28 protein-coding genes and 1 pseudogene are annotated in these 25,997 nt (G+C 64.4%); 15 read left to right on the forward strand and 14 right to left on the reverse strand.

Features of this window, described 5'->3' with window-relative positions; all coding sequences use genetic code 11:
• Window positions 1-54: 54 nt before the first annotated feature.
• Complete coding sequence (locus tag XH85_RS19000) at window positions 55-618, reverse strand: nitroreductase family protein (RefSeq protein WP_128933029.1); 564 nt, start codon at window positions 616-618, stop codon at window positions 55-57.
• Window positions 619-711: 93 nt separating this feature from the next.
• Window positions 712-2,754, reverse strand: a complete 2,043-nt coding sequence (gene thrS / locus XH85_RS19005) for a threonine--tRNA ligase (RefSeq protein ID WP_128933030.1) — start codon at window positions 2,752-2,754, stop codon at window positions 712-714.
• Between the two features lie 185 nt (window positions 2,755-2,939).
• Between thrS and XH85_RS19010 the strand changes: the two genes are divergently transcribed.
• Together XH85_RS19010 and XH85_RS19015 are read left to right on the forward strand one after the other, a co-directional pair.
• Window positions 2,940-4,115 carry an MFS transporter gene (locus tag XH85_RS19010; RefSeq protein WP_128933031.1) on the forward strand — a complete coding sequence of 392 codons (1,176 nt, stop codon included), beginning with the start codon at window positions 2,940-2,942 and terminating at the stop codon, window positions 4,113-4,115.
• Window positions 4,116-4,205: 90 nt separating this feature from the next.
• The gene (locus XH85_RS19015) at window positions 4,206-4,583 is read left to right on the forward strand and encodes a hypothetical protein (protein WP_128933032.1); all 378 of its coding nucleotides are present in this window, start codon (window positions 4,206-4,208) and stop codon (window positions 4,581-4,583) included.
• 40 nt (window positions 4,584-4,623) lie between these two features.
• Here the strand turns inward: XH85_RS19015 and XH85_RS19020 are convergent, their stop codons facing one another.
• A complete protein-coding gene (locus tag XH85_RS19020; RefSeq protein WP_164940306.1) occupies window positions 4,624-5,946 on the reverse strand; it encodes an alpha/beta hydrolase in 1,323 nt (440 codons plus the stop codon).
• A 333-nt stretch (window positions 5,947-6,279) separates the two neighbouring features.
• Between XH85_RS19020 and XH85_RS19025 the strand changes: the two genes are divergently transcribed.
• Both XH85_RS19025 and XH85_RS19030 read left to right on the forward strand, forming a co-directional pair.
• Window positions 6,280-7,647: an APC family permease gene (locus XH85_RS19025; RefSeq protein WP_128933034.1), complete on the forward strand. Its 1,368-nt coding sequence runs from the start codon at window positions 6,280-6,282 to the stop codon at window positions 7,645-7,647.
• 2 nt (window positions 7,648-7,649) lie between these two features.
• A complete protein-coding gene (locus tag XH85_RS19030; protein ID WP_128933035.1) occupies window positions 7,650-8,858 on the forward strand; it encodes a hypothetical protein in 1,209 nt (402 codons plus the stop codon).
• Here XH85_RS19030 and XH85_RS19035 read toward each other — a convergent pair whose 3' ends face one another.
• Both XH85_RS19035 and yidD read right to left on the reverse strand, forming a co-directional pair.
• Window positions 8,859-9,068: a hypothetical protein gene (locus tag XH85_RS19035; RefSeq protein ID WP_128933036.1), complete on the reverse strand. Its 210-nt coding sequence runs from the start codon at window positions 9,066-9,068 to the stop codon at window positions 8,859-8,861.
• A 92-nt stretch (window positions 9,069-9,160) separates the two neighbouring features.
• A complete protein-coding gene (yidD, locus tag XH85_RS19040; protein ID WP_128933037.1) occupies window positions 9,161-9,517 on the reverse strand; it encodes a membrane protein insertion efficiency factor YidD in 357 nt (118 codons plus the stop codon).
• A 248-nt stretch (window positions 9,518-9,765) separates the two neighbouring features.
• On the opposite strand from yidD, the gene XH85_RS19045 reads away from it, so the two are divergent.
• The gene (locus XH85_RS19045; RefSeq protein WP_128933038.1) at window positions 9,766-10,677 is read left to right on the forward strand and encodes a COG3904 family protein; all 912 of its coding nucleotides are present in this window, start codon (window positions 9,766-9,768) and stop codon (window positions 10,675-10,677) included.
• A 98-nt stretch (window positions 10,678-10,775) separates the two neighbouring features.
• Here the strand turns inward: XH85_RS19045 and XH85_RS19050 are convergent, their stop codons facing one another.
• Window positions 10,776-11,231 carry an iron-sulfur cluster assembly scaffold protein gene (locus XH85_RS19050; protein ID WP_091889370.1) on the reverse strand — a complete coding sequence of 152 codons (456 nt, stop codon included), beginning with the start codon at window positions 11,229-11,231 and terminating at the stop codon, window positions 10,776-10,778.
• A gap of 235 nt (window positions 11,232-11,466) precedes the next feature.
• On the opposite strand from XH85_RS19050, the gene folE reads away from it, so the two are divergent.
• From folE to XH85_RS19070, 4 genes are all read left to right on the forward strand, one after another.
• Window positions 11,467-12,159, forward strand: a complete 693-nt coding sequence (gene folE, locus XH85_RS19055) for a GTP cyclohydrolase I FolE (RefSeq protein WP_091889368.1) — start codon at window positions 11,467-11,469, stop codon at window positions 12,157-12,159.
• 84 nt (window positions 12,160-12,243) lie between these two features.
• Entirely contained in the window at window positions 12,244-12,666 is a 423-nt protein-coding gene (gene hisI, locus XH85_RS19060; protein WP_128933039.1) for a phosphoribosyl-AMP cyclohydrolase, read from the forward strand.
• Between the two features lie 176 nt (window positions 12,667-12,842).
• Window positions 12,843-13,904 carry a lytic transglycosylase domain-containing protein gene (locus XH85_RS19065; RefSeq protein ID WP_164940304.1) on the forward strand — a complete coding sequence of 354 codons (1,062 nt, stop codon included), beginning with the start codon at window positions 12,843-12,845 and terminating at the stop codon, window positions 13,902-13,904.
• Between the two features lie 260 nt (window positions 13,905-14,164).
• On the forward strand, window positions 14,165-15,340 hold the full coding sequence (locus XH85_RS19070; RefSeq protein WP_128933041.1) for a DUF2336 domain-containing protein: 1,176 nt from the start codon (window positions 14,165-14,167) through the stop codon (window positions 15,338-15,340).
• A gap of 173 nt (window positions 15,341-15,513) precedes the next feature.
• Here XH85_RS19070 and XH85_RS19075 read toward each other — a convergent pair whose 3' ends face one another.
• From XH85_RS19075 to XH85_RS19085, 3 genes are all read right to left on the reverse strand, one after another.
• Complete coding sequence (locus XH85_RS19075) at window positions 15,514-16,092, reverse strand: Hpt domain-containing protein (protein WP_128933042.1); 579 nt, start codon at window positions 16,090-16,092, stop codon at window positions 15,514-15,516.
• 19 nt (window positions 16,093-16,111) lie between these two features.
• Complete coding sequence (locus XH85_RS19080; RefSeq protein ID WP_008549760.1) at window positions 16,112-16,657, reverse strand: response regulator; 546 nt, start codon at window positions 16,655-16,657, stop codon at window positions 16,112-16,114.
• A gap of 97 nt (window positions 16,658-16,754) precedes the next feature.
• Complete coding sequence (locus XH85_RS19085) at window positions 16,755-17,534, reverse strand: NAD kinase (protein ID WP_128933043.1); 780 nt, start codon at window positions 17,532-17,534, stop codon at window positions 16,755-16,757.
• Window positions 17,535-17,786: 252 nt separating this feature from the next.
• Here XH85_RS19085 and XH85_RS19090 point away from each other — a divergent pair, with 252 nt between their 5' ends.
• The gene (locus XH85_RS19090) at window positions 17,787-19,355 is read left to right on the forward strand and encodes a S10 family peptidase (protein ID WP_128933044.1); all 1,569 of its coding nucleotides are present in this window, start codon (window positions 17,787-17,789) and stop codon (window positions 19,353-19,355) included.
• Here the strand turns inward: XH85_RS19090 and XH85_RS19095 are convergent.
• Window positions 19,345-20,730: pseudogene (locus XH85_RS19095) on the reverse strand (serine hydrolase domain-containing protein). The gene XH85_RS19090 and the pseudogene XH85_RS19095 sit on opposite strands and share 11 nt — an antisense overlap.
• A 112-nt stretch (window positions 20,731-20,842) precedes the next feature.
• Complete coding sequence (locus XH85_RS19100) at window positions 20,843-21,385, reverse strand: tetratricopeptide repeat protein (protein WP_128933045.1); 543 nt, start codon at window positions 21,383-21,385, stop codon at window positions 20,843-20,845.
• Window positions 21,386-21,635: 250 nt separating this feature from the next.
• Here XH85_RS19100 and XH85_RS19105 point away from each other — a divergent pair, with 250 nt between their 5' ends.
• The 4 genes from XH85_RS19105 (at window position 21,636) to XH85_RS19120 (ending at window position 24,151) form a co-directional block, all read left to right on the forward strand.
• A complete protein-coding gene (locus XH85_RS19105) occupies window positions 21,636-22,004 on the forward strand; it encodes a His-rich protein BRANT (RefSeq protein WP_128933046.1) in 369 nt (122 codons plus the stop codon).
• A 263-nt stretch (window positions 22,005-22,267) separates the two neighbouring features.
• A complete protein-coding gene (locus XH85_RS19110; RefSeq protein WP_128937331.1) occupies window positions 22,268-22,663 on the forward strand; it encodes a hypothetical protein in 396 nt (131 codons plus the stop codon).
• Window positions 22,664-22,951: 288 nt separating this feature from the next.
• Entirely contained in the window at window positions 22,952-23,659 is a 708-nt protein-coding gene (locus XH85_RS19115) for an outer membrane protein (RefSeq protein ID WP_164940297.1), read from the forward strand.
• Window positions 23,660-23,908: 249 nt separating this feature from the next.
• A complete protein-coding gene (locus tag XH85_RS19120) occupies window positions 23,909-24,151 on the forward strand; it encodes a DUF6719 family protein (RefSeq protein ID WP_128933047.1) in 243 nt (80 codons plus the stop codon).
• A 24-nt stretch (window positions 24,152-24,175) separates the two neighbouring features.
• On the opposite strand, the gene XH85_RS19125 is transcribed toward XH85_RS19120, so the two are convergent.
• Window positions 24,176-24,430: a hypothetical protein gene (locus tag XH85_RS19125; protein WP_128933048.1), complete on the reverse strand. Its 255-nt coding sequence runs from the start codon at window positions 24,428-24,430 to the stop codon at window positions 24,176-24,178.
• A gap of 317 nt (window positions 24,431-24,747) precedes the next feature.
• Window positions 24,748-25,125 (reverse strand): hypothetical protein, encoded by a 378-nt coding sequence (locus XH85_RS19130; RefSeq protein ID WP_128933049.1) that lies wholly within the window; start codon window positions 25,123-25,125, stop codon window positions 24,748-24,750.
• A gap of 126 nt (window positions 25,126-25,251) precedes the next feature.
• Here XH85_RS19130 and XH85_RS45185 point away from each other — a divergent pair, with 126 nt between their 5' ends.
• Window positions 25,252-25,395: a hypothetical protein gene (locus XH85_RS45185; protein ID WP_208758163.1), complete on the forward strand. Its 144-nt coding sequence runs from the start codon at window positions 25,252-25,254 to the stop codon at window positions 25,393-25,395.
• Window positions 25,396-25,398: 3 nt separating this feature from the next.
• Here XH85_RS45185 and XH85_RS19135 read toward each other — a convergent pair whose 3' ends face one another.
• Window positions 25,399-25,590, reverse strand: a complete 192-nt coding sequence (locus XH85_RS19135) for a hypothetical protein (RefSeq protein WP_206734841.1) — start codon at window positions 25,588-25,590, stop codon at window positions 25,399-25,401.
• Window positions 25,591-25,997: the final 407 nt, after the last annotated feature.

Consider the following 25,997-nt stretch of genomic DNA (forward strand, 5'->3'; position numbering starts at 1 on the left):
CTCCCTGGGCGGGATGAAAGCCGGAAGACGCCAAAGGCGTCAACAAAACATCGCTTAAAAACGCGTCACGATTTCCGAAAGGAACGGTCGCGGACGGTCTTCGCTCGGCTTGGTCGGCGTGCCGATGTGGACGAAGCCGGCGAGCTTTTCGTCCGGCTTGAGGCCGAGGCCGTCAAGCACGTCGCGATCGAAGGCGAACCAGCCGGTCAGCCAGCAGGCGCCGTAGCCGAGGGCGGTTGCGGCCGTGACGATGTTCATGGCGCTGGCGCCGGCCGACAATTCCTGCTCGAAGGCCGGCACCTTCGGATGTGGCTTGGTGAAGCTGACGATGCCGATCACGAGCGGCGCGTCGGTGAGGCGCTTGCGCTCGGTCTCGACGTCGGCGGCAGGTGCGCCTGGGTTCTTCCGGGCGAAGACTTTTGCGATCACCTCGCCGGCGCGCTGGCGGGCATCGCCCTCGAAAATGATGAAACGCCAGGGCGTCAGCTTGCCATGGTCGGGCACGCGCGCGCCGATGGTGAGGATGGTCTCGAGCTCGGCTGCGGAGGGGCCGGGCCCGGTCATCTCGCGCGGCTTGACCGAGCGGCGGGTCTTCAGGAGTTCGATGGCATCTCGCACTGCGATATCCTCTTCAACTGGTCGGCGGACGTACAGACCCGAGATAGGTATGCACGCCCGCAACCGGAAGCGAATTTAGATCGATTTCAGGGCTCAGACGGCGCCACGCGCCCGCTGCACGTCCGGCGGGGTCGCCTCGTCGAGGAGGGCGGCGATCGCCTCCTGCGTCGTCATCACCTTCTGGCCGTCGCTGCCGAGCCGGCGGACCGAGACCGAATGCGTCTCGGCTTCCTTCTTGCCGACCACGAGCAGCGCCGGGATCTTGGCCAGCGAGTGCTCGCGGACCTTGTAGTTGATCTTTTCGTTCCGCAGGTCGATTTCGACCCGAAGGCCCGCGCGCCGCGCCTGCTCGACGACCTGCTTGGCGTATTCGTCGGCCTCCGAGGTGATGGTGGTGACCACGACCTGCACCGGGGAGAGCCAGAGCGGGAAGCTGCCGGCATAGTGCTCGATCAGGATGCCGATGTAGCGCTCCATCGAGCCACAGATCGCGCGGTGCACCATCACCGGCGGTTTCTTGCCGCCGTCATGGTCGATGTAGAACGCGCCGAACCGCTCCGGCAGGTTGAAGTCGACCTGCGTGGTGCCGCACTGCCAGTCGCGGCCGATGGCGTCGCGCAGCACATATTCGAACTTCGGGCCGTAGAAGGCGCCTTCGCCCGGATTGATCTCGGTCTTGATGTGATTGTTCTGCGACTGAATCTCGCGCAGCACGGTCGCCATCACCCGCTCGGCGTGATCCCACATCGCGTCGGTCCCGACGCGTTTCTCCGGCCGGGTCGACAGCTTCACGGTGAGATCGCCGGTGAAGCCGAAGTCGGCGTAAGTCGACAGGATCAGGTCGTTGATCTTCAGGCATTCCTCGGCGAGCTGATCCTCGGTGCAGAAGATGTGTGCGTCGTCCTGGGTGAAGCCGCGCACGCGCATCAGCCCGTGCATGGCCCCGGAGGGCTCATAACGATGCACCACGCCGAACTCGGCGAGGCGCAACGGCAGATCGCGATAGCTTTTCAGGCCGTGCTTGAAGATCTGCACGTGACCGGGGCAGTTCATGGGCTTGAGCGCAAACCAGCGCTTGTCCTCGGCCTCGTCGCCGGCCGACTGCGCCGCGAACATGTTCTCGCGATACCAGCCCCAATGGCCCGAAGTCTCCCACAGCACCTTGTCGAGGATCTGCGGCGCGTTGACCTCGCTGTAGTCGCCGGTGAGGCGCCGCCGCATATAGGCGATGAGCTGCTGGAAGATGGTCCAGCCCTTCGGGTGCCAGAACACGACGCCTGGACCTTCCTCCTGGAAGTGGAAGAGGTCGAGCTCGCGTCCGAGCTTGCGATGGTCGCGCTTCTCGGCTTCCTCGATCTGCTTGAGGTAGGCGTCGAGGTCCTCCTGCTTGGCGAAGGCGGTGCCGTAGATGCGGGTCAGCATCGGGTTGTTGCTGTCACCGCGCCAATAGGCGCCGGCCACCTTCATCAGCTTGAAGGCATTGCCGACCTTGCCGGTCGAGGTCATGTGCGGGCCGCGGCAGAGATCGAACCAGTCGCCCTGGTAGTAGATCTTGATCGGCTCGTTGCCGGGAATAGCGTCGACCAGCTCGACCTTGAAGGCTTCGCCCTTGTCGCGGAACACCTGTTTGGTCTTTTCGCGATCCCAAACCTCTTTGGTGAAAGGTTTGTCGCGCGCGATGATCTCGCGCATCTTTTTCTCGATCGCGGCAAAATCTTCCGGGGTGAACGGCTCGTTGCGGAAGAAGTCGTAGTAGAAGCCGTTCTCGATCACCGGGCCGATGGTGACCTGGGTGCCCGGCCACAGCGATTGCACGGCTTCGGCCAGCACGTGCGCGCAGTCGTGACGGATCAGCTCGAGCGCGCGGGGATCCTCGCGGTTGACGAGCTCGATCTTCGCATCGGCCTCGATCGGGTCATTGAGATCGGCGAGCGCGCCGTCGAGCGCCATCGCGACCGTGCGCTTGGCGAGCGACGGCGAGATGCCCTTGGCGATATCGAGGCCGGTGATGCCCTTGTCGAACTGGCGCTGGGCGCCGTCTGGGAAGGTGAGGGTGACCTTGGGGGCGGGAGACACGGGCTTCAGATTGGAGAGGCTGTACTGGAATCCGGATTCGGATTTTGGCTGGTCGGTCATGCTTTTCTCCTGAGGCTCACTCCTGCGAACGAGCGCAGGTAAGCGGGAACGAGCGATATATCAGGCGATTCGGCCTGCGCAATCCGGCAATTCCAAGAAAGTGGCGCGCAAAAGCTGGGACGGTGCACCAACTATTTCAGAGCGCGCCCTTTAATCGACCGCAGCTCTGCTCTACATGCACTTGCATGGAAAGATCGTCTGCTGCCCGCCGCTTCGCGCCAACCGCCCTGATGCTCGGCAATATCGTCACCGGCTGCTCGGTGCTGGCGCCGGCGGGCATGCTACCGGAATTGGCAACTGGGCTCGACGTCAGCATCCATGCGGCCGGGCTCCTGATCACCTTTGGCGCGATCACGCTGTGCATCGGCTCGCCGCTCACGGCCTGGCTGACCAGCCGCATCGAACGGCGCACGCTGCTCACGACCACGCTGGCCGTGCTCGCCGTCGGCAATCTTGCCTCGGCGTTTGTGCCCGACTATGCGAGCCTCCTTGCTATCCGTCTGGTGATGCTCGCGGTCGGTGCGCTCTATACGCCGCAGGCCGCCGGCACCGCGGCGCTGATCGTGCCGGTAGAGCGGCGCGGCAGCACCATCGCCTACATCTTTCTCGGCTGGTCGCTCGCTGCCGCCGTCGGCCTGCCGCTGATCACCTTCGTCGCCAGCCGCTACGGTTGGCGCGCCGCCTATGGCGAGATCGGCGCGCTCGCCTGCATCAGCTTCCTGTTGCTGCTGCTGCGCCTGCCATCGGGCCTGAAGGGCGCGCCAGTGGATATCAAGACCTGGACCGAGGTCGGCCGCAGCAAGACAATTCTGCTGCTGCTTGCGATCACCATGCTGCAAATGTCCGGGCAGTTCGTGGTGTTCACCTTCATGGGCCCGCTGCTCAACAAGCTCACCGGCGCCGGACCCGATGCCATCGGCATGGTGTTCGCGATTTACGGCGTCTGCGGCTTTCTCGGCGTCGCCATCGCGACCCGCGTTGTCGACACCTCGGGCCCTTATCGCACCTCGCTGCTGTTCACCTGCCTGCTGCTTGCGGGGATCACCGGCTGGGCGCTTGGCGCCGGCACGTTCGCATTGATGGCGGGCGCGGTCGCGGTCTGGGGCCTTGGCTTTGCCTCGACCAATTCGATGCAGCAGGTGCGGCTGGTCGCGGCCGCGCCGTCGCTGGCATCGGCGACCGTCGCGCTCAACACGTCCGTTCTCTATATCGGTCAGGCGGTCGGCTCGGCCATCGGCGGATTGCTGTTCGCCCGCGAGCTCCTGCACACGCTCGGCTTCGTCGCGGTCGGTTTCGTCGTGTTGGCGCTGCTCCTGGTGCTGTTGACCCGGCCCCGGTCGGCTGCCGCCGTGATGGCCTGAATCCCGCGGCTTCCGCGTGCAAGATGCTTGGCAAACCGCGCGGGAGAGCGCTAGAACGCCCATCATGGGGACCAGAGAGAGTTGACTGAGATGAGGATGATTTTGGCGGTTGCCGCGGTGCTCTATTCAGCCTCCGCGTTCGCGCAAGCCGACAAGCCACCGATGGTGGGGGACAAGCCGCTGGTGCAGGTCAAGCCCAAGGGGACTAAGGAGGCTGCGGCCAAGCCCGCCGCGGCGGCGAAGGGCAAGCCGCAATCGATCGCGGCGCGACTCCAGGCCTGCCTCGAGATCGATGACGGCACCAAGGACCGTCTCGACTGCTACGACGCCGTGATCCCGCCGGCGCCGAAGCCGAAGCCGGCGAAGGCCAAGGGCTACGCCGATTGCCGTTTCTTCAAGGAAGAGGACGAGCGGCTGGCCTGCTTCAACGGCTTTGCCGAGAGCATTCCGAAGCTGCCGAAAACCTAAGCGATAGACCGGGCCCTCAGCGCGCCACGGTCACGTCCGTTTAACGGCCCGATGCGGATGGATTGGTGGAGGCGACGCGCGTGAGCGCAAGCGCGGGCGTCGCCGACATCTTCACCAGGACGTCCTTGAGCGGATCCCGCGTCCAGGCCCTCGTCACGTAATCGCGATGAGTGATGCCCTCGCCAGTCTCGACGAACACCACGCTGCCGGGCCGCAATGGCCCGTCCATGTCTTCCGAGACGCTGATGCCCTTCTGCCTCAGCATGCTCATCAGCTCGCGGTCGCGCCGCGCGGTGTAGCGGGTGTAGGCACTGACGAAGAAGCCGGAACGGTGGCTCTCGATCCAGGACGCGAACTTGTCCATTTCGCCATAGACCGCGTCGAGCAGCACGACGCCGCGGACGCGGTCGCTGATGCCGCCGACCTCCAGGCTCCAGGCCGTCGGCAGGAAGCCGCCGCTGTAGCCGACGATCACGATTGGCATGTTGGCGAAGGCCCGCGCGCTGTTGGGATCGCCGGTCAGGCGGGCGAGGTGGTTGGCCGATTCCTCCATGAAGCGCTTGAGGCCGCCCGCCTGCCAGAACTTGCCGGCGCTGGAATCGGCGGCATCGACCGCCATCTGCGGCGCAAGCAGGATGGCATTGGCGCCGGAATCGGTGATCTGTTTCGGCACCAGCTGGCGGTCACGCACGTCGCGCTCGAGCGTCGCGCCATTGCCATGGAAGAACACCACGATCACGCCCGGCTTGCGGACGTCGAAATGCTCGGGGACGTGCACCAGCACGCGGCTGTCGCTGTAGGTTTCGTCCTGCCAGTAGACGCGCCCCGAATAGCTGCGGTGGCCGCGGCGGTCGCCCTTGGAGATGTTGAGGAAGGGCGCGTCGGAGGCGGGGTTGTTGCCGAAATAGGGAAAGGCCGACGACTTCATGCTGACGAGCGTCGTTAGGTCTTCGCGCGGCGGACGCTTGTAGGGGAGCTGCGGCTCGAGCGAAGCGACCTTGTAGGGTGCCTGCTCAGGTTGCGGCTGCTGGACGGCGCGCTTGGGCGAGAAGTCCGACATCTGCCGTTGCAGGAAGCTCTCGCTCGCCGAGGGGAAACGCTCCCTGAACTGCGGGGCAGGGAAGCGATCCTCGAACGTGTCGCCGCTTGCCGCCTGCGTATTTGTCTTGGCGACCACCTGCACGTTGGCCTGCGAGTTCGCCGCGAGCGCCGCCGGATTGGGCGCCTTGCCGCATTGAACCAGCGTCAGCGACATCGGTACCAAGGCTGAGATCAGGCCGATCCGGAGCACGCGACCGCGCGCGCCGGACATCGTCCGGTCTACACGAGTGTCAGCTCTCAATTTCGGAACGGCCCCGACCATCCACCCATGACCCCAAGTCACGTCCATCAAGTCGCGTCCATCGGCAATCTTGAGAAAATTGCGCCGACTAGCGTTTAGGCGACGTTAAGCGTCCGGTGAAACTTCCCCACATCCGGAACGCTCAAAGGGACCATGCAATCGTGTCCTGATTGTGGGGGATGAGAACGGGATTGTCCGGGATTTGCGCAGGTTTATTGCCCAAGACCGTGCATAAGAGGTGTCAAAATACCCGGTTCGCCTGCCTCATTTAACCCTTGTTAACCCTGCTTGAATTGACTGACCAATCTGCATGATGCTCCCCATGGGGCGAGACGCCTGAGGCTTGAGGACCCGATGACAGCATCAGATGCGGGTACCGCGCCCTGGACTGGCCGGCTGACCGGAAACGGGTCGGGGGTCTCCGTTCTGGTCGCAACCGCCATTGTCGTCGCCGACATGATCGGGGTCGGCGTCTTCACCAGCCTCGGCTTCCAGGTCAAGGACATCCCATCGGGCTTTTCGATCCTTCTGCTCTGGACAGTCGGCGGTATCGTCGCGCTGTGCGGGGTGTTCTCCTACAGCGAATTGGGCGCGATGTTTCCGCGCTCGAGCGGGGAATACAATTTCCTCGGCCGCGCCTATCATCCCGCCTTCGGCTTTCTCGCCGGCTGGGTCTCGGCGACGGTGGGATTTGCAGCGCCGGTCGCGCTCGCCGCAATGGCGTTCGGCGAATATGCTAAATCGGTCGTGCCCGAACTGCCGCCGATCCCGCTCGCCATCGGCGTGGTGTGGCTGGTTTCGCTCGTGCAACTGACCGGCGTCAGGCACTCCTCGACCTTCCAGCTGATCTCGACGATTATCAAGGTCGTGCTGATCGTCGCCTTCCTGGTGGCCGGCTTCGTTATCGGCGTGCCACAGCAGATCACCTTCATGCCGCAGTCGGGCGATCTCGCCCACATCGTCAGCGCGCCGTTCGCGATCGGGCTCGTCTTCGTGATGTACTCGTTCTCGGGCTGGAATGCCGCGACCTACATCATCGGCGAGATGAGCACGCCGCAGCGGAGCCTGCCGCGCGCGTTGCTCGCGGGCACGCTGATCGTGCTCGTGCTCTACGTCGCGCTGAACGCGGTGTTCCTCTACTCGACGCCTGTCAGCGCGCTGGCCGGCCAGCTCGACGTCGCCAGTGTCGCCGGCAGCGCCATCTTCGGCGGCCTCGGCGGCCGGATCGTCGGCGCGATGATCTGTGTCGGTCTGATCTCCTCGATCAGCGCGATGATGTGGATCGGCCCGCGCGTGATGATGACGATGGGCGAGGACATTCCGGCGCTGCGCGTGTTCTCGCAGAGGTCGGCGAACGGTGCGCCGGCCTATGCGATCCTGTTTCAGCTCGCCGTCGCGACCCTGCTGCTGTTCACGCGCAGCTTCGAGGCGGTGCTCGACTTCATCCAGTTCGCGCTGCTGTTCTGCTCGTTTTTCACCGTCGCCGGCGTCATCAAGCTTCGCATCACCGATCCCGATTTGCCGCGGCCCTATCGCGCCTGGGGATACCCGTTCACGCCGCTGGTTTTCCTGCTCGTGACCGCGTTCATGATGTACTACCTGTTGACCGAGCGGCCGGTGCAGTCGCTGTCGGGGATGCTCGTCATGCTCTCGGGCCTGCTGATTTATGTTGCATTCCGCAGGCGGCCGGTTGCCGCTGGCAATTCATCACATCGCGAATAGACATGTTTCGACCCCTGAGAATTGCAGCCATAGCCCTTGCCCTGCTGGCTGCGGCCGTCTCGTCCGCACGTGCCGCCGAGGTCACCTACGACGACACCGCGCGCTTCCTTGCAGGCATGCAGCCTTCGGCGGACTCGCCGCTGGTGCCGCTCACGAAGGATCCGGGCTGGCAGCGTCATGCGAAATTCTTCGATGGCGCCTTCGCCCAGCTCGAGCAACGGCAGCTCTCCAAGATCCGCAGCTGGGCCGACGTCAATCTCGCCGCGCCCCGGCCAACCATGTTCTACATGTTCAGTGGTCCGGATTTCCTCTATGCCAACGCCTTCTATGCCAAGGCCAGCACCTATGTGCTCGGCGCGCTCGAACCGGTGGGGGCGGTGCCCGACCTGACGCGGCTGCCGCGTGGTTCGGTCGGCACTGCGCTCTACAACGTCGAGCGCTCGCTCGCCTCGATCCTGAGTTTTTCGTTCTTCATCACCAAGCAGATGAAGGTCGACCTGCACGCCAATCAGGTCAACGGCACGCTGCCGATCCTCTATGTCTTCCTGGCGCGCTCCGGCAAGACCATCCGCAACGTCGAGATGATCGCGCTCGACGACAAGGGCGGGGTGCATACGGCCGGCGACAATCCGGGCCCCAACGCTACGCGCGGCGTCCGCATCACCTTCGCCGGGAGCGATGGGGAGGCGCGCACGCTGTATTATTTCTCGAATGATCTTTCCAATGCCGGTGCACGCGCGACCGGCTTCCTGAAATTTTGCGAGACGCTCGGGCCCGGCAACAGCCTGCTCAAGAGCGCGTCGTATCTGCTGCATTCCGGCAATTTCACCGTCGTGCGCGATTGGCTCCTCGCCAACAGCGCCACCATCATCCAGGACGATTCCGGCATTCCGCTCGCGAACTACAGCGCGCGGCAATGGCGGTTCTTCCCGTTCGGCCGTTATCTCGGTCCGATCGATGAATTCCCGGGTCGCTACCAGGAGCGCTACGCCGAACTGTTCACGCGCGCCCAACCGATCGATTTCGGCGTGGGCTACCGCTGGCGGACGCACGAGTCGAACCTGCTGCTCTCGGTGAAGGTGCCGGGGAGCGAGGCCGCGCCGGCGGAGACCACGTTCGCCGAGCCGTCGCCAAAGCCGCTACGGCCGAAGCGGCTACGTCCGCCCGAGTCGATCCCGCCGCAGTCCGGACGTTTCTTCTGGTTCCGTTAGCTACCAGTGCACGCTCTGGCTCGGCACGATGAACGCCGTCGTGCTTGGCGGCGTTGCGAGGCTCGTCGCTAGATACCAGCCGGAGCCGAGCACGAGCGCCAGCAGGGCGACGATTGCGAGCAGATCCATGGTTCTGGGGTCGTGGTGCCGCCTGGAGCCAGGATTTGGCTTAATCCTGAAGGGAAAATGAGGGCTGATTTTCCAGCGCATTGTTGTTTCCTCCCCTATGGGAGCATCACATCAACGCGAGCTGAGAGTTCCGGTTCCAGTCAAGACAGCGATGCGCGACGCACCGCAGCAGCTTAGGACGCGTTGACCCCGCGCCAACGGCCGTAGCGCCAAGGCAGGTACCAGCGCGCGCTTTGCGGCGCGGTGAGCGGTACGTTGTCGATGCCTGAGGTGCCGAAGGGATTGCAGCGCAATAGGCGCGCAAGCGTCATCCAGCCGCCGGCCCAGAGTCCGAACCGTTCGATCGCTTCGTCACCATAGACGGAGCAGGTCGGCAGGTGCCGGCAATTGTAACCGACCAGCGGCGAGAGCGTATGGCGGTAGAGCCAGATCAGAGCGCGGCCGAATCTGCGCGGGAGCCGGAGCGCGCCCGCAACGGGATTGGAACAATGCTCGCAGGCTGAATGCTTCTCGCAGGCTGAATGCTTCATGTGCGCTTTGCTGCAACGTTAAGCGACGTACTGCTCGGTTCCAATGCAGGGAACCGTAAGCTGTTGTTTGCGCGCCATATTTTGCCTGCTTTCTGGGAGCAGTGCAGCAAGTATCTGTGGACGAGCTGTATTCGCCCGGATACCATTTTTATGACGCCCGTGTGTAGAAACATACGCCTGTATGATGGACTCAGAGGGCGCTACCGGGGATTGTTTGGGGACCTTTGGGGCTTGGGGAAGGAACCAGATTGAAACTTCTGAACTCCCTTAATCTTCGCGGCTGGTTGCTAGTGGGAACCGCCGTCTGTGGAGTCGCGCTGGCTGGAGCCGTCGCGACATTCGGGTCGTCAGCGCGAGCCGGTGCTGCCCTCGAAGAGCGCAAGCTGCCGATGAAGTTCAGCTGGGTGGCGTGTGAGCCGAACTGCCGCGGCTGGGTCAGCGCAGTCGGCATCATCACCGCCGATACGCCAAAGGATTTCGAGGAGTTTTCTCGCGGACGCCAGCTCGGCGGCGCCACCGTGGTGCTCGACTCCAGCGGCGGTTCGGTCAACGATGCCATCACGCTGGGCCGGCGCTTCCGCAATCTCGGACTTCTGACCACGGTCGGCATTAGCCTGCCAAACCGCGGCGGGCAAGGCGCCCGTCCGGCGGTCGCGTCCGGGGCCTATTGTGAATCCATGTGCGTGTTCCTGCTGCTGGCCGGCAAGAAGCGCTACGTGCCGGAAGCCGCCCATGTCCGCGTTCATCAGATCTGGATGGGCGATCGCGCCGACGATGCCAAGGCTGCCAGCTACAGCGCGCAGGACCTGATGATCGTGGAACGCGACATCGGCCGTCTCGCCAAATACACCTTCGACATGGGCGGCGCCGGCGATCTGCTGTCGCTCGCGCTCAGCGTGCCGCCGTGGGAGGATTTGCACGAGCTCGACGCCGGTGAGCTCAAGCTCACCAATCTCGTGACGACGGACCTCGTGGCCGACGTGCTGCCGCATGTGGACATCTCCGCGCCGGCGATGGCGGAGCTTGCACCGAAGACGCAGGCCAGGTTCGGCACGGGACCGGAGCAGCCTGCCAAGTCGACCAAGACCGCGGAAGCCTTGGCACCGACCGCCGGCGGCGTGGCCACACCAGCCACACCAGCCGCGGCGACGCAGAAATAAGCTTCTTCTACCGTCGAAACGACGAACCCGGAATCTAGAGATTGCGGCACGAGATTCCGGGTTCGCGCAGACGCGCGCCCCGGAATGACACTGATGAACTAGCCCTGCGCCGCCGCCGGCTGCTTCGCCTTGGCCTCGATCTGGCCGATGGCATCCACCACCGCATCGAAGGTCAGGAGCGTCGAGGCATGCCGCGCCTTGTAATCGCGGACCGGCTCGAGGAACTTGATCTCTTCCCATTTGCCTTGAGGAGGCGCTCCGTTCTCCTTCAGCATCTTGCGAACGGTTTCGCGTAACTCACGGAGTTCGCTCGCAGTCGAGCCGACCACGTGACTTGCCATGATGGATGAAGAGGCCTGTCCGAGGGCACAGGCCTTCACGTCATGGGCGAAGTCGGTGACGGTGTCCCCATTCATCTTGAGGTCGACCTTCACGGTCGAGCCGCACAGCTTGGAGTGGGCAGTGGCGGAGGCATCGGGGTCCGACAGCCGCCCGAGGCGCGGAATATTCCCGGCCAGTTCGATGATCCGCTTGTTGTAGATGTCGTTCAGCATGTGATGGAGTCCAACACTTCCGCACCGGATCGGCCTTGGCGCGCGCCGTCCACGGTCCTATATAGGGGCGGAACCGGCGGAAAAATAGTCCAGCGGGGGTGGCCCAGACCATGCGGCCGACGTTGGTGGAGAGGATCTTTTCCACCAGGTTCAATTATTCTGTTCAGGCGTCCGGCGGCTTGCCGCCCCGTCTGCCGGTGACACTCCGGCCGCAAGGCCGTCGAACGGAGTCGATATGGACGCCACGATCAAATCCATCCGCCCCAACAAGCCTTCCGATCGGCAGCCCGAGAGCCGCCCCGCCGAGCTTGATCCTGCCGAATTCCTCGCGGTCGCCGTCCGCGCCGACCAGCCGCGCCCGGCGCGCGCCGAGGCGGAAGCGGCGGTGAAGACGCTGCTCGCCTATATCGGCGAGAACACCGAACGCGAAGGCCTGCTCGACACCCCGCGCCGTGTGGTCGAGGCCTTCGACGAGCTCTATCAGGGCTATCACCAATGCCCGGCCGAGGTGCTCGACCGCACCTTTGGTGAGACGGCGGGCTATGATGATTTCGTCCTGGTCCGCGACATCGAATTCACCTCGCAATGCGAGCATCACATGATGCCGTTCTACGGCAAGGCGCACATCGCCTATACGCCGGTGGAACGCGTTGTTGGCCTGTCCAAGCTCGCGCGCCTGACGGATATCTTCGCCCGCCGGCTGCAGACCCAGGAGCATCTGACGGCCCAGATCGCGGCCGCCATCGACGAGATCCTCAAGCCGCGCGGCGTGGCGGTGCTGATCGAGGCCGAGCATACCTGCATGTCGGTGCGTGGCGTCGCCAAGCATGGCGCCTCCACCTTCACCAGCCGCTTCACCGGCATGTTCCGCGACAATCCCGCGGAGCAGGCCCGCTTCCTGTCCCTGGTGCGAGGCACGACGCGCTGACCTCGCAAGGCCTTATTTTTTTGAGCATGATCTTTTCGGAAAACCGCTTCACACTTTTCCGGATCATGCTCGAGCGAGGGTCCCGTGTCCGCTCACTCCCATGAGATCGAGGAAGGTCTCGCCTTCCTGCCCAAGTTCGACGCGAGCGGTCTCGTGACCTGCGTCGCGACCGATGTCGCCACGGGCGATGTGCTCATGGTCGCGCACATGAACGCGGAGGCGCTGCGCAAGACGATCGCGACCGGCGAGGCTTGGTACTTCAGCCGCTCGCGCAATGCCTTGTGGCGAAAAGGTGAGACATCGGGTCAGACCCAGCGCGTCGTCGAGATGCGCACCGATTGCGACCAGGACGCGATTTGGATCCGCGTCGAGCAGATCGGCGCGGCGTGCCACACCGGGCGCAGGTCCTGCTTCTACCGCAAGGTGGAGGGAGAGGGCACCGGTGCGAAGCTCGTGTTCGTCGATGCGGAACGGCTGTTCGATCCGGACGCGGTCTATAAGAAATAGCAAGCTGTCATTCCGGGGCGCGCGCGTAGCGCGAGCCCGGAATCCATTGCAGGGCATCGCGCGCGGCTCAATGGATTCCGGGCTCGCACCTACGGTGCGCCCCGGAATGACCGTGAGGGCTAAATTAACCCGGCATTAACCATACCTGTCCCACGGTGAGACGACAGGGCGCCGAATTGCCGGCGCCGCTCAACGCCGCGCGGGGCGGGCACTTCATCATGTCGGTCGACAATTTCAGTGCGACGCAGACGGCCGGTCTCGATCCGTCGCGGGCGCGCGTTGCCGGCGCGATCAAGCAGGCCTCCAATATCTCCGGCGTCAGCTTCCAGTACATGTTGACCACTGCCAAGATGGAATCGGATTTCGATCCGACGGCCGGTGCCACCACCTCGTCTGCGCACGGGCTCTATCAGTTCATCGACCAGACCTGGCTTGGCACCGTGAAGGAGGCCGGCACCCAACTCGGCTATGGCAGCTATGCCGACGCCATCACTAGGACCTCGTCGGGCACCTACACCGTCGATGATCCCCTGGTGAAGCGGTCGATCATGAAGCTGCGCGACGATCCGGAGGCTGCATCCAACATGGCTGCGGCGCTGACGCAGTCGAACAGTTTCAAGCTCACCGGCCTGCTCGGGCGCAGGCCGAGCGACAGCGAACTCTACATGGCCCATTTCATGGGCGTCGGCGGCGCCGCGAAACTGATCGCCAATGCCGAGGACAATCCGCAAGCCGTCGGTGCGCGGCTATTTCCCAACGCGGCCGCCGCCAACCGCTCGATTTTCTACGCCAAAGATGGCCGCGCCCGCAGCGTCTCCGAAGTCTATTCGGTGCTCGACGCGCGCTATGCCAGCGCGGCCAATTCGAAAGTGACGCGCAGCGCGATGGCGATGTATGGCGATACGCCCACGACGACGCAGGTCGCGAGCGCGAATGGCGTGCAGCCCGCTGCGCCGGTCATCGACAACGCGGCTTATCTCCAGACCTTCCCGAATACTCGCGCCGTGACGCCCGTCGGTGCGACGTCGCCAGCGACGCTCGCGGACAATGCGCCGAGCACGCCGGTGTTTCGTTCGATCTATCAGCCCGGCGACGTCACGCAGCCGGTCTCGACCACCGTGCAGAAATTGTGGGGCAACAACGCCTCACTCACTTCGGTCGCATCCGCGACGCCGGACATGCGGCCGCCGCAGCCGCTCGATCTCTTCAGCGATCGCAGCGGCACGTTCTCGAGCTAACTCACTGATCGAAGAATAATCGCTCGCGTCCCGGACGCGCCGCGCTGCATCCGTGCACGAAATCCAGATCTTTGTGCGGTGCGTGGGCGAGGGCTCGCGCTCTCTCGTGTCCCGGACGCCGCGGCCTTTGTTCCCTTAACAAAACGTCAATAAAACCAGCCAGTTATGGTGAACGCTTTGTTAAGCGTCGTGGTTTATTTTGTGTTGCAGGTGACAAGCCGTCACCATTTTTCGTTTTCGTTGCGTAAGCCGGAAGCACCATGATTGTTCGGCAGTTCATTAATTGGATCAGGACGGCGTCCGCCGGGGAGCGGGCCGAGGCGACGCGGGCGTTGGCCCGGGCCTGGCTGATCTCGGATCTTTCTCATGACGATCGCGTCGCCGCCGAAGGCGCGCTCTTGATGTTGCTCGACGATCCCTCGCCGCTGGTGCGGCAGGCGATGGCCGAAGCCTTTGCGCGCAGCACCGAGGCGCCGGCTGCAATCGTGCGGGCACTGTCGGCGGATCAGCCGACGGTTGCGCTGCCCGTGCTCGAACATTCTCCGCTGCTGATCGATGCCGATCTCGTCGACATCGTCGCCACCGGCAATGACGAGGTGCAGTGCGCGGTCGCCCGCCGTATAGCGCTGCCGGTATCGGTCTGTGCCGCCATCGCCGAGGTCGGCTGCGCGGCTGCGGCGCTGGAGCTGATCGAAAATCCCCATGCCGAGCTCGCGCCGTTCTCCTGGAACCGCATCGTCGAGCGCCACGGCCATCTCGCCGCGATCCGCGAGGCGATGCTGGTGCTGGAGGATCTGCCGGCCGCAACGCGCGCGGCGCTGGTGACCAAGCTTTCCGAGACCCTTGCGCAGTTCGTCGTGGCCCGAAACTGGCTGAGTGCCGACCGTGCCGAGCGCATCACGATCGAGGCGCGCGATCGCTCCACCATGAACATCGCAGCGCGCTCGCGTGGCGAGGACATGCAGGGCCTGGTGCGTCACCTGCGCATCACCGGCCAGCTCACCGCGGGTCTGATCCTGCGGGCGCTGCTGTCGAGCAATCTCGACCTGTTCGATGCGGCGCTCGCTGAACTCGCCGATCTGCCGCTGGCGCGCGTCTCGGCGCTGCTGCACGACCGCGGCGGCAACAGCCTGCACGCGCTGCTCCGCCGCGCCGGGCTGCCCGAGGCGACATTCGCGGCATTCCAGGTCGCACTCGATGCCTGCCACGAGCAGGGCTTCGTCGACAGTGATGATGGTGCGGCGCGGCTGCGCCGGCGCATGGTCGAGCGCGTGCTTACCCATTGCGAGACCGACCGCGGCGCGACCGAACCGCTGATGGTCCTGCTCCGCCGCTTCGCCACCGAGTCCGCGCGCGAAGAGGCACGACTGTTCTGCGACGAGCTCGTCGCCGAGGATGCGGTCGATCCGGTCTATGATGATCTGATTGCGGCCTGACGAGACGCCGTAGGGTGGGCAAAGGCGCATCGCGCCGTGCCCACCGCTTCTTCACACAGATCATGTTGATTGGTGGGCACGCTCCGCTTTGCCCACCCTACGATTCTGATCGTGTCGATAGAGCGGAGTCGAAGCCCCAAACTCCATCATTGCCAGAGGAAAGAGCTGAGCCCTTACTCCGTCGGCGCAATGCTTGGTGCCAGGATTACCTCGAGATGCTCGGGGCGGTCGCGGTTGACGTGGGCGAGATATTCGTCGGCGACCTTGCGCAGGCGCCGGCTGAGCTCGGCGGAGACGCTGATGCTGTCGAGCCTGGTGTTCTCGTGCACGATGGCGAGGATCGCGTTGATGTGGTGCGTGAACAGCTCGGCCGGCACCTTCGAAAGATCCGGCGCATGCTCGATGACGCGGCACAGGCTCTCGGCGATTCCCGCTGCCGAAGCAAAGCCGAACGTCGCCGCATCGCCCTTGATGTCGTGCGCGGCGTGGAACAGCTCATCGCGCAGCTTCTTGGTGAAGCCATCCCGCTGCACGGCGGTCCAGGCGGCGGACAGTCTCTGGACCTCGATCGTCATCCAGTTCCTGAATTCGCCGGAAAGGCCCGCCAGCGCCTGCTCGGCGCGGGCGACCGGATCGTCCATGTCCTTGTCTTCGACCCGGCGCAGCACCTTTCGCAAGGGATTGGGCTGCCTGATGACGTGATGCGTGGCGAAGGCCGTGACCTCGATGTCCTTTGCGCTGTTCTTCGCCATGATGCCTGCCTCGTGTGCGCTAGATGGAGGAGCGGGCCTTGTCGAGCAACGAGGGCTGCTGGAGCACCTCGTGCTTTTCGCCGACGCGGCGTTCCGGGCCCATATAGGCGGAGTTGGTGTTGCGGCGCCGGTCCGGGCCGAAATAGGTCTTGGTCTTGATGAAGGGGCGGGGATTGGCGACCACGTTGAGGATGCGCTGATAGAGCCCCTTGGCAGAGATCGGCTTGGCCAGGAATTCGGTGACGCCGGCATCGCGCGCGACCGTGACGCGACGCTTCTCGGAATGGCCGGTCAGCATGATGATCGGCGCGTAGGGATTACCCTTCGACTCCGGCTGGCGGATCATCTGCGCAAGCTCGAGCCCGTCGAAGATCGGCATCGCCCAGTCGGTGATGACGATGTCGGGCACGTAATGGCTGTACATTTCCAGCGCCGTGGCGCCGTCCTCGGCCTCGTAGACTTCGCGTGCGCCGAACGAATGCAGCAGCGTCCGCAGGATGCGGCGCATATGCGGATTGTCGTCGCAGACGAGGAAGCGCAGCTTGTTGAAGTCGATGCGGAACATGACGCCCGGGCCAAAGCGGTCAACCTTCGTTAACCATATCGTGGCGGGGGTTAATGAAGGGTTGCGATCGGCTCTCCGGACGGGGCTGACCGGCGGCTCAATAGCCGAACTGTTCGCGCAGAATCCGCTCTTCCAGGCTGTGACCGGGATCGAACAGCATCCGCATCGAGATGGTCTTGTCGGAGAGGACCTCGACCCGGAGGACGTCGCGCACCTCGTCGTGGTCGGCGACCGCCGCGACGGGGCGCTTGTCGCCCTCGAGCACCTCGATCACGACATAGGCTGTGTTGGGCAGCAGCGCGCCGCGCCAGCGGCGCGGGCGGAAGGCGCTGATCGGCGTCAGCGCCAGCATCGCGGCGTTGATCGGCAGGATCGGCCCCTGGGCGGACAGGTTGTAGGCGGTCGATCCCGCCGGCGTCGCCACCAAGATGCCGTCAGCGATCAGCTCGGACATGCGCTCTCGCTCGTCGATCAGGATCCTCAAGCGTGCCGCCTGATAGGTCTGCCGGAACAGGGCGACCTCGTTGATGGCGTGATGCAGGTGGACGCGGTCGTTGACGTCGGTCGCCCGCATCAGGAGCGGATTGATCTCGGATTCGTGCGCCGCCTCGAGCCGCCTGCGCAGATCGTGCGTCGAGTATTCGTTCATCAGGAAGCCGACCGTGCCGCGGTGCATGCCGTAGATCGGCTTTCCCGTGTGCATGTTCTGGTGCAGAGTCTGGAGCATCAAGCCGTCGCCGCCGAGCGCGACGACGACATCGGCTTCCCTGGGGTCGCAATTGCCATAGTCCCGGGTGAGCTGGGCGAAGGCGGACTGCGCCTCGCTGCTCGGGCTGGCGACGAAGGCGATCCGGTCGTATCGCGAGGTCTTGGTCATGGCTTCCCGGGCAGGTGCCGCTGGCTCGAGTAAGTTCCGCCCGGCTCGTCTATACGACCTGGGCCTCGATTGTCGAGGAGGACCGCCTTTCAAGGCAAACGGGCGACCGCCGGGTTCAGGACAAAACAGGGGCGTTTCAAGCCCGGTCGGCCTCTTCGAGGGGCGCCGGGCCGATGATCCCCCAAACCGTCGTAATTTCGCGCTAGTCTTTCCGTTGGCACCGGCTTTCAGAGCCGGGCACGGAGAACGATCATGGTTTTGAGTTTGCCGGTGCTCCGCCACGTGATGCTGGTGCTGGCGGTCTCGGCTTTCGGGTTCGCAGGATTGGCGCGTGCGGATGATCCGCCGCAGCCCCGCTCCGAGGCGGCGTCGCCAGCCGGACAGAAGGGCGGGCGTGGCGGTGGCGCGCAAAGCACTGCGCCGGCTTCGCCGTCGGCGGCCGAGTTGCACCGTCTGCCGCCGGATTCGACCACGAGGCAGACGCTCGAACTGCCTGGCCGGACGCTCAACTTCGCCGCGACCGCCGGCTCGATCCGCGTGTTCGACGGCAAGGGCGAGCCGCTGGCTGACATCGCTTACACGTCCTACGAGCTCGACGGTGCCGACCGCGCGACGCGGCCGGTGACGTTCCTGTTCAACGGCGGGCCGGGCGCGTCCTCGGCATGGCTGCAGTTCGGCGCCGCGGGGCCATGGCGGCTGCCGCTCGACGGCGAAGGGCTGTCGCCGTCGGCCTCGCCCGAGGTGAAGCCCAACGCGGAGACCTGGCTCGACTTCACCGATCTCGTCTTCATCGACCCTGTTAGCACCGGCTACAGCCGCTTCGTTGCGAGCGGCGAGGACGCGCGCAAGTCCTTCTATTCCGTCGACGGCGACGTCAATTCGATCGCGCTCGTGATCCGTCGCTGGCTCGAGAAGCACGACCGGCTGACCTCGCCGAAATACGTCGCCGGCGAGAGCTATGGCGGGATTCGCGGACCGAAGGTGGTGCGTCAGTTGCAGCTCCAGCATGGGGTCGGCGTCAGGGGATTGATCCTGGTCTCGCCGCTGTTCGACTTCCGCGAGTTCGCCGGCACGAGCCTGCTGCAATATGTCGCGACACTGCCGAGCTATGTCGCGGTCGCGCGCGAGGCCAAGAGACCGGTCACGCGCGCCGATCTCGCCGACGTCGAGGCCTATGCGCGCGGTGAATTCCTGGCCGATCTCGTCAAGGGCGAAGCGAACAAGGAGGCGACCAACCGGCTCGCTGACAAGGTCGCCGAGCTCACCGGTATCGACCAGGCGGTGAGCCGCAGGCTCGCAGGCCGGTTCGACGTCGGTGAATTCCGCCGCGAGTTCGATCGCAGGAACGGCAAGGTGACGGGACGCTACGACGGCTCCGTGCGCGGCTTCGATCCCTATCCGGATTCCGGCAGCTCGCGCTTTGGCGACCCTTCCGGCGATGCACTGCAGGCGCCGCTCACGAGTGCCGCGGTCGACGTGCTGACACGCAAGCTCAACTGGCGGCCGGACGGGTCCTACGAAGTCCTGAACGGCAGCGTCGAGGGGCATTGGGATTTCGGCCGCGGCCTCAACCCGCCGCAATCGGTGTCGGAGCTGCGCCAGATTCTCGCCACCGACGCGAAGCTGAACGTGTTGGTCGCACACGGCCTGTTCGATCTCGCCACGCCCTATTTCGGATCGAAGCGTGTGCTCGACCAGTTGCCGGCCTTCGTCACGCAACGCGTGAAATTCGTCGTCTATCCCGGCGGCCACATGTTCTATTCGCGCGACGGATCGCGGCAGGCGATGCGGAGTGAGGTCGAGGCGTTGATCAGGGAATAGGCCGGCGCTTGCGCGGCTGATATCGACGGCCGATCTCGCGGGCGACGACTTTTTCCGGCTTGACGTTGGCACCGGCGATCCAGATGTCGCCCACCTTGCCGCGCTTGTCGCGGACGCGGCGGACAGGCTCGCCATGGCTGGAGTAACCGGCGGCCCAGGCGAGCTTGCCGGTGTCGCGGCCAGTGACTTCGATCTCGGCGGCATCCATGAATGGGTTATTGAATTGCGAATTGGCGACGAGCACGCGGTTGCCCGCGGGCACGAGATCAGTGGCTCCCCAGATCGTTCACCAGCGGCCGGTCCAGTCGCGCACGCGCCGGTCCGGCGCGCCGCGCGTCTTGAACACGCGCAGGATCTGCAGCGCGCCGTCCATCCAGAGCGGCGCGGCGCCGTCGATGGAGTTGCTGAGGATGCTGATCGCGAGCTCGCAATCAGGAATGGAGCAGGTCCGGGAGATGTAGCCCTGGAAACCGCCGCCATGGCCGAACCAGTCCCAGCCGTCGGTCTTTCCGGCGTTGATGCCGAGGCCATAATAGCCCTCGAAGCTCTGCGGGATGCGCCAATGGTGGCGCGTCATCTCGCGGCGGCTCGCGGCCGACAGCACGCTCTTTTTCGCATTGGGTGCGAGCTGCGCGAAGAAGCGGGCGGTGTCGCCGGCAGTCGCGACGAAGCCTGCGGCGGAGGCCATCGCGTGCGCGGGATTGTTGCCGGGGATCACGCAGCGCTCGCCGAACGGCACTTTTCGCGTGTGGCCGCACGCGAATGGCTTGCCTTTGGCAGGGGGGGCATTCGGTTCGGTCTCACGTAAGCCGGCCGGCTCGATGATCTCGCGCCTGATCCAGACCGGGTAAGCCTCCATCGTCACCGCTTCGATGACGAGACCGAGCAGGCCAAAGCCGTGATTGGAATATTTGAAGCGCGTGCCGGGTTCGACCGCGGTCGGCAGCTTCAATTCCGCGAGCAGCTCGTTCGCGTTGAGATAGGGGCGGGTGTCGATGAACTGGCCGGAATCGGCGCCATCGCGCGTCAGTCCCGCGCTGTGCGAGAGCAGTTGCGCGATCGTCGTCTCGGCGACGCGCGCATGCAGGCCGCCGACATATTGGCCCACGGGATCGTCGAGCCGGAGCTTGCGCTGCTCGCGCAGCTTCATGATGCCGGCGGAGGTGAAGCTCTTCGAGTGCGAGGCGATGCGGAAACGGTGGCGGGGCGTGAGCTTCTCGCCGGTGTCGAGATTGGCAAGGCCGAATGCGTGCTCGGCGACGACCTCGCCGCGATGGGCGAACGCGACGATGACGCCGGGCTGTTGGATTGTCCTCAGCTGGAATTCGATCCAGGAGCTAATGTAGTCGATCGCGGATCGCAGCCACGGGTCCATTGCAGGGAAAGATTTGGTGCGGGAAGCTAGCCGAGAAAGTGGAACGGGCACAACCCCAAGGTTGTGCCCGTTCAATTCATTCAAGGATGCGAGGTCTCAGTAGACCGATGGCTCAGTAGACCAGCGTCGCACCGGTCGGCTTATCGAGCGCGGCGGCGAGCGAGCGATATTCGGAGCTGTCGGTGCCGGCGAGCGAGGCGATCTTGTTGAGGTGATACTGCGCCTGTTCGCGGTTGCCCTGCTCGAGCTGCCAGAGGCCGTAATACTGCCAGGTGCGGACGTGGTTCGGATCGTCCTTCAGCGCCAGCTCGTAATAGGCCTTCGACGACTGGTAATCACCGAGCTTGCGATAGGAGTAGCCGATCAGGTTTGCGACATCGGCGACGTCGTCGCGCTTGAGCGATTTCAGCTGGTCGATCGCGCCCGTGTAGTCGTGGCGGTCGTAGATCGCAGTATAAGCGGTGCGATAGGCGGCCAGGAATTTGGGATCGCTGACGGAGGAGCTCTTCTTTTTGCCCTTTTTGGACGAGCTGTCCGACTTCGGCGGCGAGGAGGGCTCGTCGCTGCCCGCGGCATAGGCGCCGGACAGCACCGGCGCAGCCGCCAGCGTCATGGCGACAAGTCCCGGCACAACAAGCATTGAGAGTTTGCGCATCTAAGTTCTCCGGTATGGAACGTGGCGATCCTACACGATTGCCCGAAGACCGGAACACCCATGGGGCGAAAACATTCCCGCTTCGCACGATCTATTCGTCCTGCCGCAGATGACAAACTTGTCATCGAGATGAACGGAAGCCTGCAGCGGCCTTCAGATCGGGTTCAGTGCGCAGCCCCTAGGCTCCAACCTACGATCGAAGAGGTGACGAGAGGGCGCCGCCTCAAGATCCTTCCAAGAGGAGACCACCATGTTGAAGACCATTTCCGCAGCCTTGCTCGCCGCTTCTGTGATCGCAGCCCCGGCCTTCGCCGCTGAGGCCGGCAAGACCACCACGACCGCGCCGGTGATCAAGGCGGATCAGAGTCAGACCAAGGCGGCGAACACTGCCGTCAAACCGGATGCGGGCGCCAAGGCCGACACGAAGACTTCCGACGTCAAGGCGGACGCCAAGGTGGACACCAAGTCGAAGGCGATGAACGCCAACGCTGCCGTCACCCCGGCCGAGCACAAGTCCGTGCACAAGCATCGCCATCACCACAAGCAGGTCACGGCCAAGGAGTCGCTGAAGGCGCAGCCGGACGTGACCAAGCCGGCGACATCGGACAAGCGCAACTGACGACTGATCCCGCGAGGCGGCATCCCTGGCATTGCCCCGCCGCCGCGTGCGGAATTCAGGTCCGGTCCGTTCGCCGTGCCTTGTGCGAAAGCTCGAGGTATCGGCGGCGGGCCGGTGCGTCGTTGCGCCGCTGCAGGCGAATTCCCTTCATGCAGGGTTGGGATCGTGCGGGCTTGGGTTCGTAGAAGCTTGGGGCTAGAACATCTCCGAATCTGATCGAGCGGAGAGCGGGGCCTGTGGGGCGATTGGCGAGATGTGCGGTGATCCTGGCGTTGCCGTTGGCGCTTGCGGCATGTTTCGGCAGCGAGGGTGACCGTCCAACGCTGTTGGGTGGGACCCAGGCCGGAGGGCCGCAGCCGTTTCCCGACAATTTCCGCGGCGACACGCTGGCCTTGATGCGCAGCTATCTGAACAATCCGGTCGGAGTGCGCGACGCCAGCATGGCTGATCCGGTGCTGCGCGAGGTTGGCGGGCGCCAATTCTATGTGAGCTGCCTGCACTTCACTCCGCGCGAGACTGATGGCAGCTATAAGGGCATGCGCGAGCGCGCCGTGATTTTCGTCAACGGGCGGAGCGACCGCGTCGTCGATCGGACGAGCGAGCTTTGTGCGGGTGCGGTTTACGCACCCTTTCCGGAACTGGAAAAGATGACGCGGTAGCGCAAAGCCCGCCTTCATCGCCTCGTGATAGGACAGTCCGCGCCGGAGCCGCTGGATCACATTTTGGCGAGCTTTGAACGGGGCGGTTTCGTCTCGCGACAAATCCTTTACGGCAGGCCCTGCACAGGCGACGAGAGCAGCCAGCGCAAGGCGACGTGACGGAACAAAATCGCGCTGTTGCCACCCCGTCACAGTAACGAACGATCAACGTTCCGGCATCGTCGCGAAGCAACCAAATTCACGCCACGTTGTTTGCTGAGGGTCGAATTTGAAAGCACGGGGATTATCATGAACAGGCTTTTGCTCGGAGCAGTCGCGCTGCTGGCGCTGGCCGCGCCGGCCGCTGCTGCCGACATGCAGCCGCGCACCTACACCAAGGCGCCGGCCTATACGCCGCCGCAGGTGATCTACAATTGGACCGGTTTCTACATCGGCGGCCATGTCGGCGGCGCCTTCGCCGGCGACAACAGCTTCCAGTCGAGCGACGCCCGCTTCCTCGGCGGCGTGCAGGGCGGCTTCGACTACCAGTTCGCGCCCAATTGGGTGGTAGGTATCGAGGCCCAGTATTCCTGGCTGCCGACCAACAACAACGGCGTCACGTTCCCGCTGGGCACGCAGGTGACGTCCAACACCGACCAGCTCGGGTCGGTGACCGGTCGCATTGGCTACACCTGGGGACCAACGCTGCTCTACGCCAAGGGCGGTTATGCCTGGCGCAATAACGGTCTTGGCGTGAACATCGCCGGGGTGCCGCAGACCTTCACCACCACCGGCAACAGCAAGGACGGCTACACCGTCGGCGCCGGCCTCGAATACATGTTCGCGCCGAGCTGGTCGGCCAAGGCCGAGTACCAGTATTACAACTTTGGCAGTACAACCTTCACCTCCGGCCCGGCTGACATCGTCGGCGTTCGTGGCCGGGAGGACGAGCATACCGTCAAGGTCGGTGTGAACTACCGGTTCGGCTGGGGCGGGCCGGCGGCCGCGCGCTACTGACCTACCGCCCACGACCAGGATCTGCAAAGGCCGGCTCCCGCCGGCCTTTCGTTTGTCAGCATCTGTTCGCCGGCCTTCCGTTTGCTTTGCGTGAACCATCTGGCGCGTCATTTGCTTGCAAGCAGTGCGGGCGCGCCTTCTCACGCGCGTCATGGGGCCGGGGTAAAGCAAAAATAATTTTTGCGATTTACGGACCTCGCGCTCCTCAACGCGTTATATGAGAATTATCGGGCTGGTGGGACGACGGACATGCGTATCTTGGTGTCGGCAGTGGTGCTCTCGTGCTTCACCTGCCTGCCGTGCTCTGCACAGACAATCCTCAAATCCGAACCCCTGATGCTGGCGCCCTATGAGGTCGCCTTCGTCAAGGACGCCTCTTGCCCGTCGGGCAAGGTGCTGAAGGTCACCGGCGCGATCCGCGGGCTGCATCGCCGGAAGGCCTGCGTGGCCCTGGCAGGCGAGCAGGCGTCTCTCGCGACCGCGACCCCCTGAGCAACGCCGGTTTGGCGTCGGACCTCAATAATTCAGCTCAAGCTCCATCCTCGACTGCTGGTCGGCCTCGGCCTTGTTCTTGGCGGGGTCCTCGCCCTGGGCTGCCTGGCAGGGCGCAATCTCGTAGTCGTTGTCGAGCACCCGGCGCGGTCCCCGCTGCTCGTCGTCCGCGATCACGTCGACGACAAGGCCACTTCGCTGCGCGAGCTTCCAGACGTCGGACTCGCTCGGATAGGCCTTGCTGATCTGGGCCTCGTTGCAGAACAGGGCGTAGGGCATTCTTCCCACTCCAGGAAAGCCCGTTAACGACTTTGCGGGTGAGGGGTTCCGGCCAGCGGCCCGATCACGGCGCCGTGATCAGGGGCGGTAGGGCCCTGAGTCCTTGCCCTGAGTCCTTAATGAGTCCTGAATCCCCAAAAAAAGAATCCCTGGGACTCTCCGGCCGGAATCAGCGGATGTTTTCGGCCATGACGAGCGACCTGAAAACCTCTTGCGGGCACATGCTCCTGCCCCTGACGCTGGCGCTGTTTGGCGCCTGCGCGGCCAATCTCTGGCTGGTGTGGTCCTGGCTGTAGCCCCCGACTGGAGAGCCGGCCCTACTTTTCGGCCGGTGGGCGGAGGGAGGGGTCACAGATGGCGGCGCGCAATTTGGTCAGGGTGGCCGCGCAATATTCCTCGCGCTCGCGCTCGAACCGCTCCTGATGCTTGCGGAAATTGGCGATCCGGGCCTGCATCTCGCTGCGGAAATCGCCGCTTGCCCGCGCCGGCGGGAGCTTGACGGGCTGAGGCTGCGGAGTGGGGTGGGGCGGGTCGATCTCGGCCGTGACGGCCTCGACGGCGACGATCTCGACGGTCGCCGCGGGCGAATCCGACGGCGCGCCCGGCTGAAGGATGTCATCCTTCTTGCCGGTCACCGATTGGACGAAGGCCAGTGTCTGCGCGATCAGTGCGTCGCGTTCCCTGATCCACTTCATAATCCACCTCAGTCGCGACCCATTCCAACAAAGCGGCCGCGCCGAATCAAGGGTCCGTTTGTAAGGGGGATTGCATATTTTTCCCGATCGCCCGACATTGGTCAGATGAATGCCGAAGACAAGCGGATGGACGAAGCGGAGGGCTTGAGGCTCGTCCGCGCATTCCTGTCGCTGCCGCCCGACAAGCGGGCGGAGGTGATCGCGTTCGTCGAGGAATTGGTGCGTGCCCATGGCCGGCCCGAAAAGGGCAAGGAGGTATCGCCGCAGTGATGGCTAGCGCTGGCGCGGATTGACGTTGGGCTCGAACGGCGCGCCGACCACCCGAACCGGCGTCTGAGCGCTGACGTCGGCCGCCATCCGCTGGGCCACCTGCTGTGCCGGATCAGGTGCTGGCGCCGGTTCGAACAGCGCAACTGTGCCGGCGACGGCGCCACAGCACAGCGTCACCGTCGCCAGCAGAAACATGTTTCGGTTTTCTTCCCTGATCCACATGGATCGAGAACCCATGACGCAGGGCTTTGGTTCCGGTCAGACCCTATCGGAGCGGCCGCCTACAAGTCCGCCCAACGCTGCCAAGCGATGGCGACTAGCTGAATGGTGAAGTCCGAAAATTCCGGCGGGCCGTGTGCGCCTGGTGAGCTTGGGCAGCGGCGCATGCCCGCGGTGCCGATGCCATCTATAGCGCGAGCAGAAACCCCATTGCGATTGCAAACAGCACGGCCGTCATCACGATGGCCGTAACCGCACCGGCGGCGATCCTGGCCTTCTCTTTGAGCGTGGTGGAACGCATCGTATGCGCATGCTACCTCATGTTGAACTCTGATCCAATCTGTGCTCAGTAACTGCGCCCGCGCTGCGCGCGGCCAACCTCC

This window comes from Bradyrhizobium zhanjiangense, assembly GCF_004114935.1.
Taxonomy (GTDB): Bacteria; Pseudomonadota; Alphaproteobacteria; order Rhizobiales; family Xanthobacteraceae; genus Bradyrhizobium; species Bradyrhizobium zhanjiangense.

Excerpts from the sequence above, each read along its gene's own strand:
- thrS (WP_128933030.1), bottom strand. The coding sequence starts at position 2,754 with ATGACCGACCAGCCAAAATCCGAATCCGGATTCCAGTACAGCCTCTCC.
- XH85_RS19010 (WP_128933031.1), top strand. The coding sequence starts at position 2,940 with ATGGAAAGATCGTCTGCTGCCCGCCGCTTCGCGCCAACCGCCCTGATG.
- XH85_RS19015 (WP_128933032.1), top strand. The coding sequence starts at position 4,206 with ATGAGGATGATTTTGGCGGTTGCCGCGGTGCTCTATTCAGCCTCCGCG.
- XH85_RS19020 (WP_164940306.1), bottom strand. The coding sequence starts at position 5,946 with ATGGTCGGGGCCGTTCCGAAATTGAGAGCTGACACTCGTGTAGACCGG.
- XH85_RS19025 (WP_128933034.1), top strand. The coding sequence starts at position 6,280 with ATGACAGCATCAGATGCGGGTACCGCGCCCTGGACTGGCCGGCTGACC.
- XH85_RS19030 (WP_128933035.1), top strand. The coding sequence starts at position 7,650 with ATGTTTCGACCCCTGAGAATTGCAGCCATAGCCCTTGCCCTGCTGGCT.
- XH85_RS19035 (WP_128933036.1), bottom strand. The coding sequence starts at position 9,068 with ATGCGCTGGAAAATCAGCCCTCATTTTCCCTTCAGGATTAAGCCAAAT.
- yidD (WP_128933037.1), bottom strand. The coding sequence starts at position 9,517 with ATGAAGCATTCAGCCTGCGAGAAGCATTCAGCCTGCGAGCATTGTTCC.
- XH85_RS19050 (WP_091889370.1), bottom strand. The coding sequence starts at position 11,231 with ATGCTGAACGACATCTACAACAAGCGGATCATCGAACTGGCCGGGAAT.
- folE (WP_091889368.1), top strand. The coding sequence starts at position 11,467 with ATGGACGCCACGATCAAATCCATCCGCCCCAACAAGCCTTCCGATCGG.
- XH85_RS19070 (WP_128933041.1), top strand. The coding sequence starts at position 14,165 with ATGATTGTTCGGCAGTTCATTAATTGGATCAGGACGGCGTCCGCCGGG.
- XH85_RS19075 (WP_128933042.1), bottom strand. The coding sequence starts at position 16,092 with ATGGCGAAGAACAGCGCAAAGGACATCGAGGTCACGGCCTTCGCCACG.
- XH85_RS19080 (WP_008549760.1), bottom strand. The coding sequence starts at position 16,657 with ATGTTCCGCATCGACTTCAACAAGCTGCGCTTCCTCGTCTGCGACGAC.
- XH85_RS19085 (WP_128933043.1), bottom strand. The coding sequence starts at position 17,534 with ATGACCAAGACCTCGCGATACGACCGGATCGCCTTCGTCGCCAGCCCG.
- XH85_RS19090 (WP_128933044.1), top strand. The coding sequence starts at position 17,787 with ATGGTTTTGAGTTTGCCGGTGCTCCGCCACGTGATGCTGGTGCTGGCG.
- XH85_RS19100 (WP_128933045.1), bottom strand. The coding sequence starts at position 21,385 with ATGCGCAAACTCTCAATGCTTGTTGTGCCGGGACTTGTCGCCATGACG.
- XH85_RS19105 (WP_128933046.1), top strand. The coding sequence starts at position 21,636 with ATGTTGAAGACCATTTCCGCAGCCTTGCTCGCCGCTTCTGTGATCGCA.
- XH85_RS19115 (WP_164940297.1), top strand. The coding sequence starts at position 22,952 with ATGAACAGGCTTTTGCTCGGAGCAGTCGCGCTGCTGGCGCTGGCCGCG.
- XH85_RS19120 (WP_128933047.1), top strand. The coding sequence starts at position 23,909 with ATGCGTATCTTGGTGTCGGCAGTGGTGCTCTCGTGCTTCACCTGCCTG.
- XH85_RS19125 (WP_128933048.1), bottom strand. The coding sequence starts at position 24,430 with ATGCCCTACGCCCTGTTCTGCAACGAGGCCCAGATCAGCAAGGCCTAT.
- XH85_RS19130 (WP_128933049.1), bottom strand. The coding sequence starts at position 25,125 with ATGAAGTGGATCAGGGAACGCGACGCACTGATCGCGCAGACACTGGCC.
- XH85_RS45185 (WP_208758163.1), top strand. The coding sequence starts at position 25,252 with ATGGACGAAGCGGAGGGCTTGAGGCTCGTCCGCGCATTCCTGTCGCTG.
- XH85_RS19135 (WP_206734841.1), bottom strand. The coding sequence starts at position 25,590 with ATGTTTCTGCTGGCGACGGTGACGCTGTGCTGTGGCGCCGTCGCCGGC.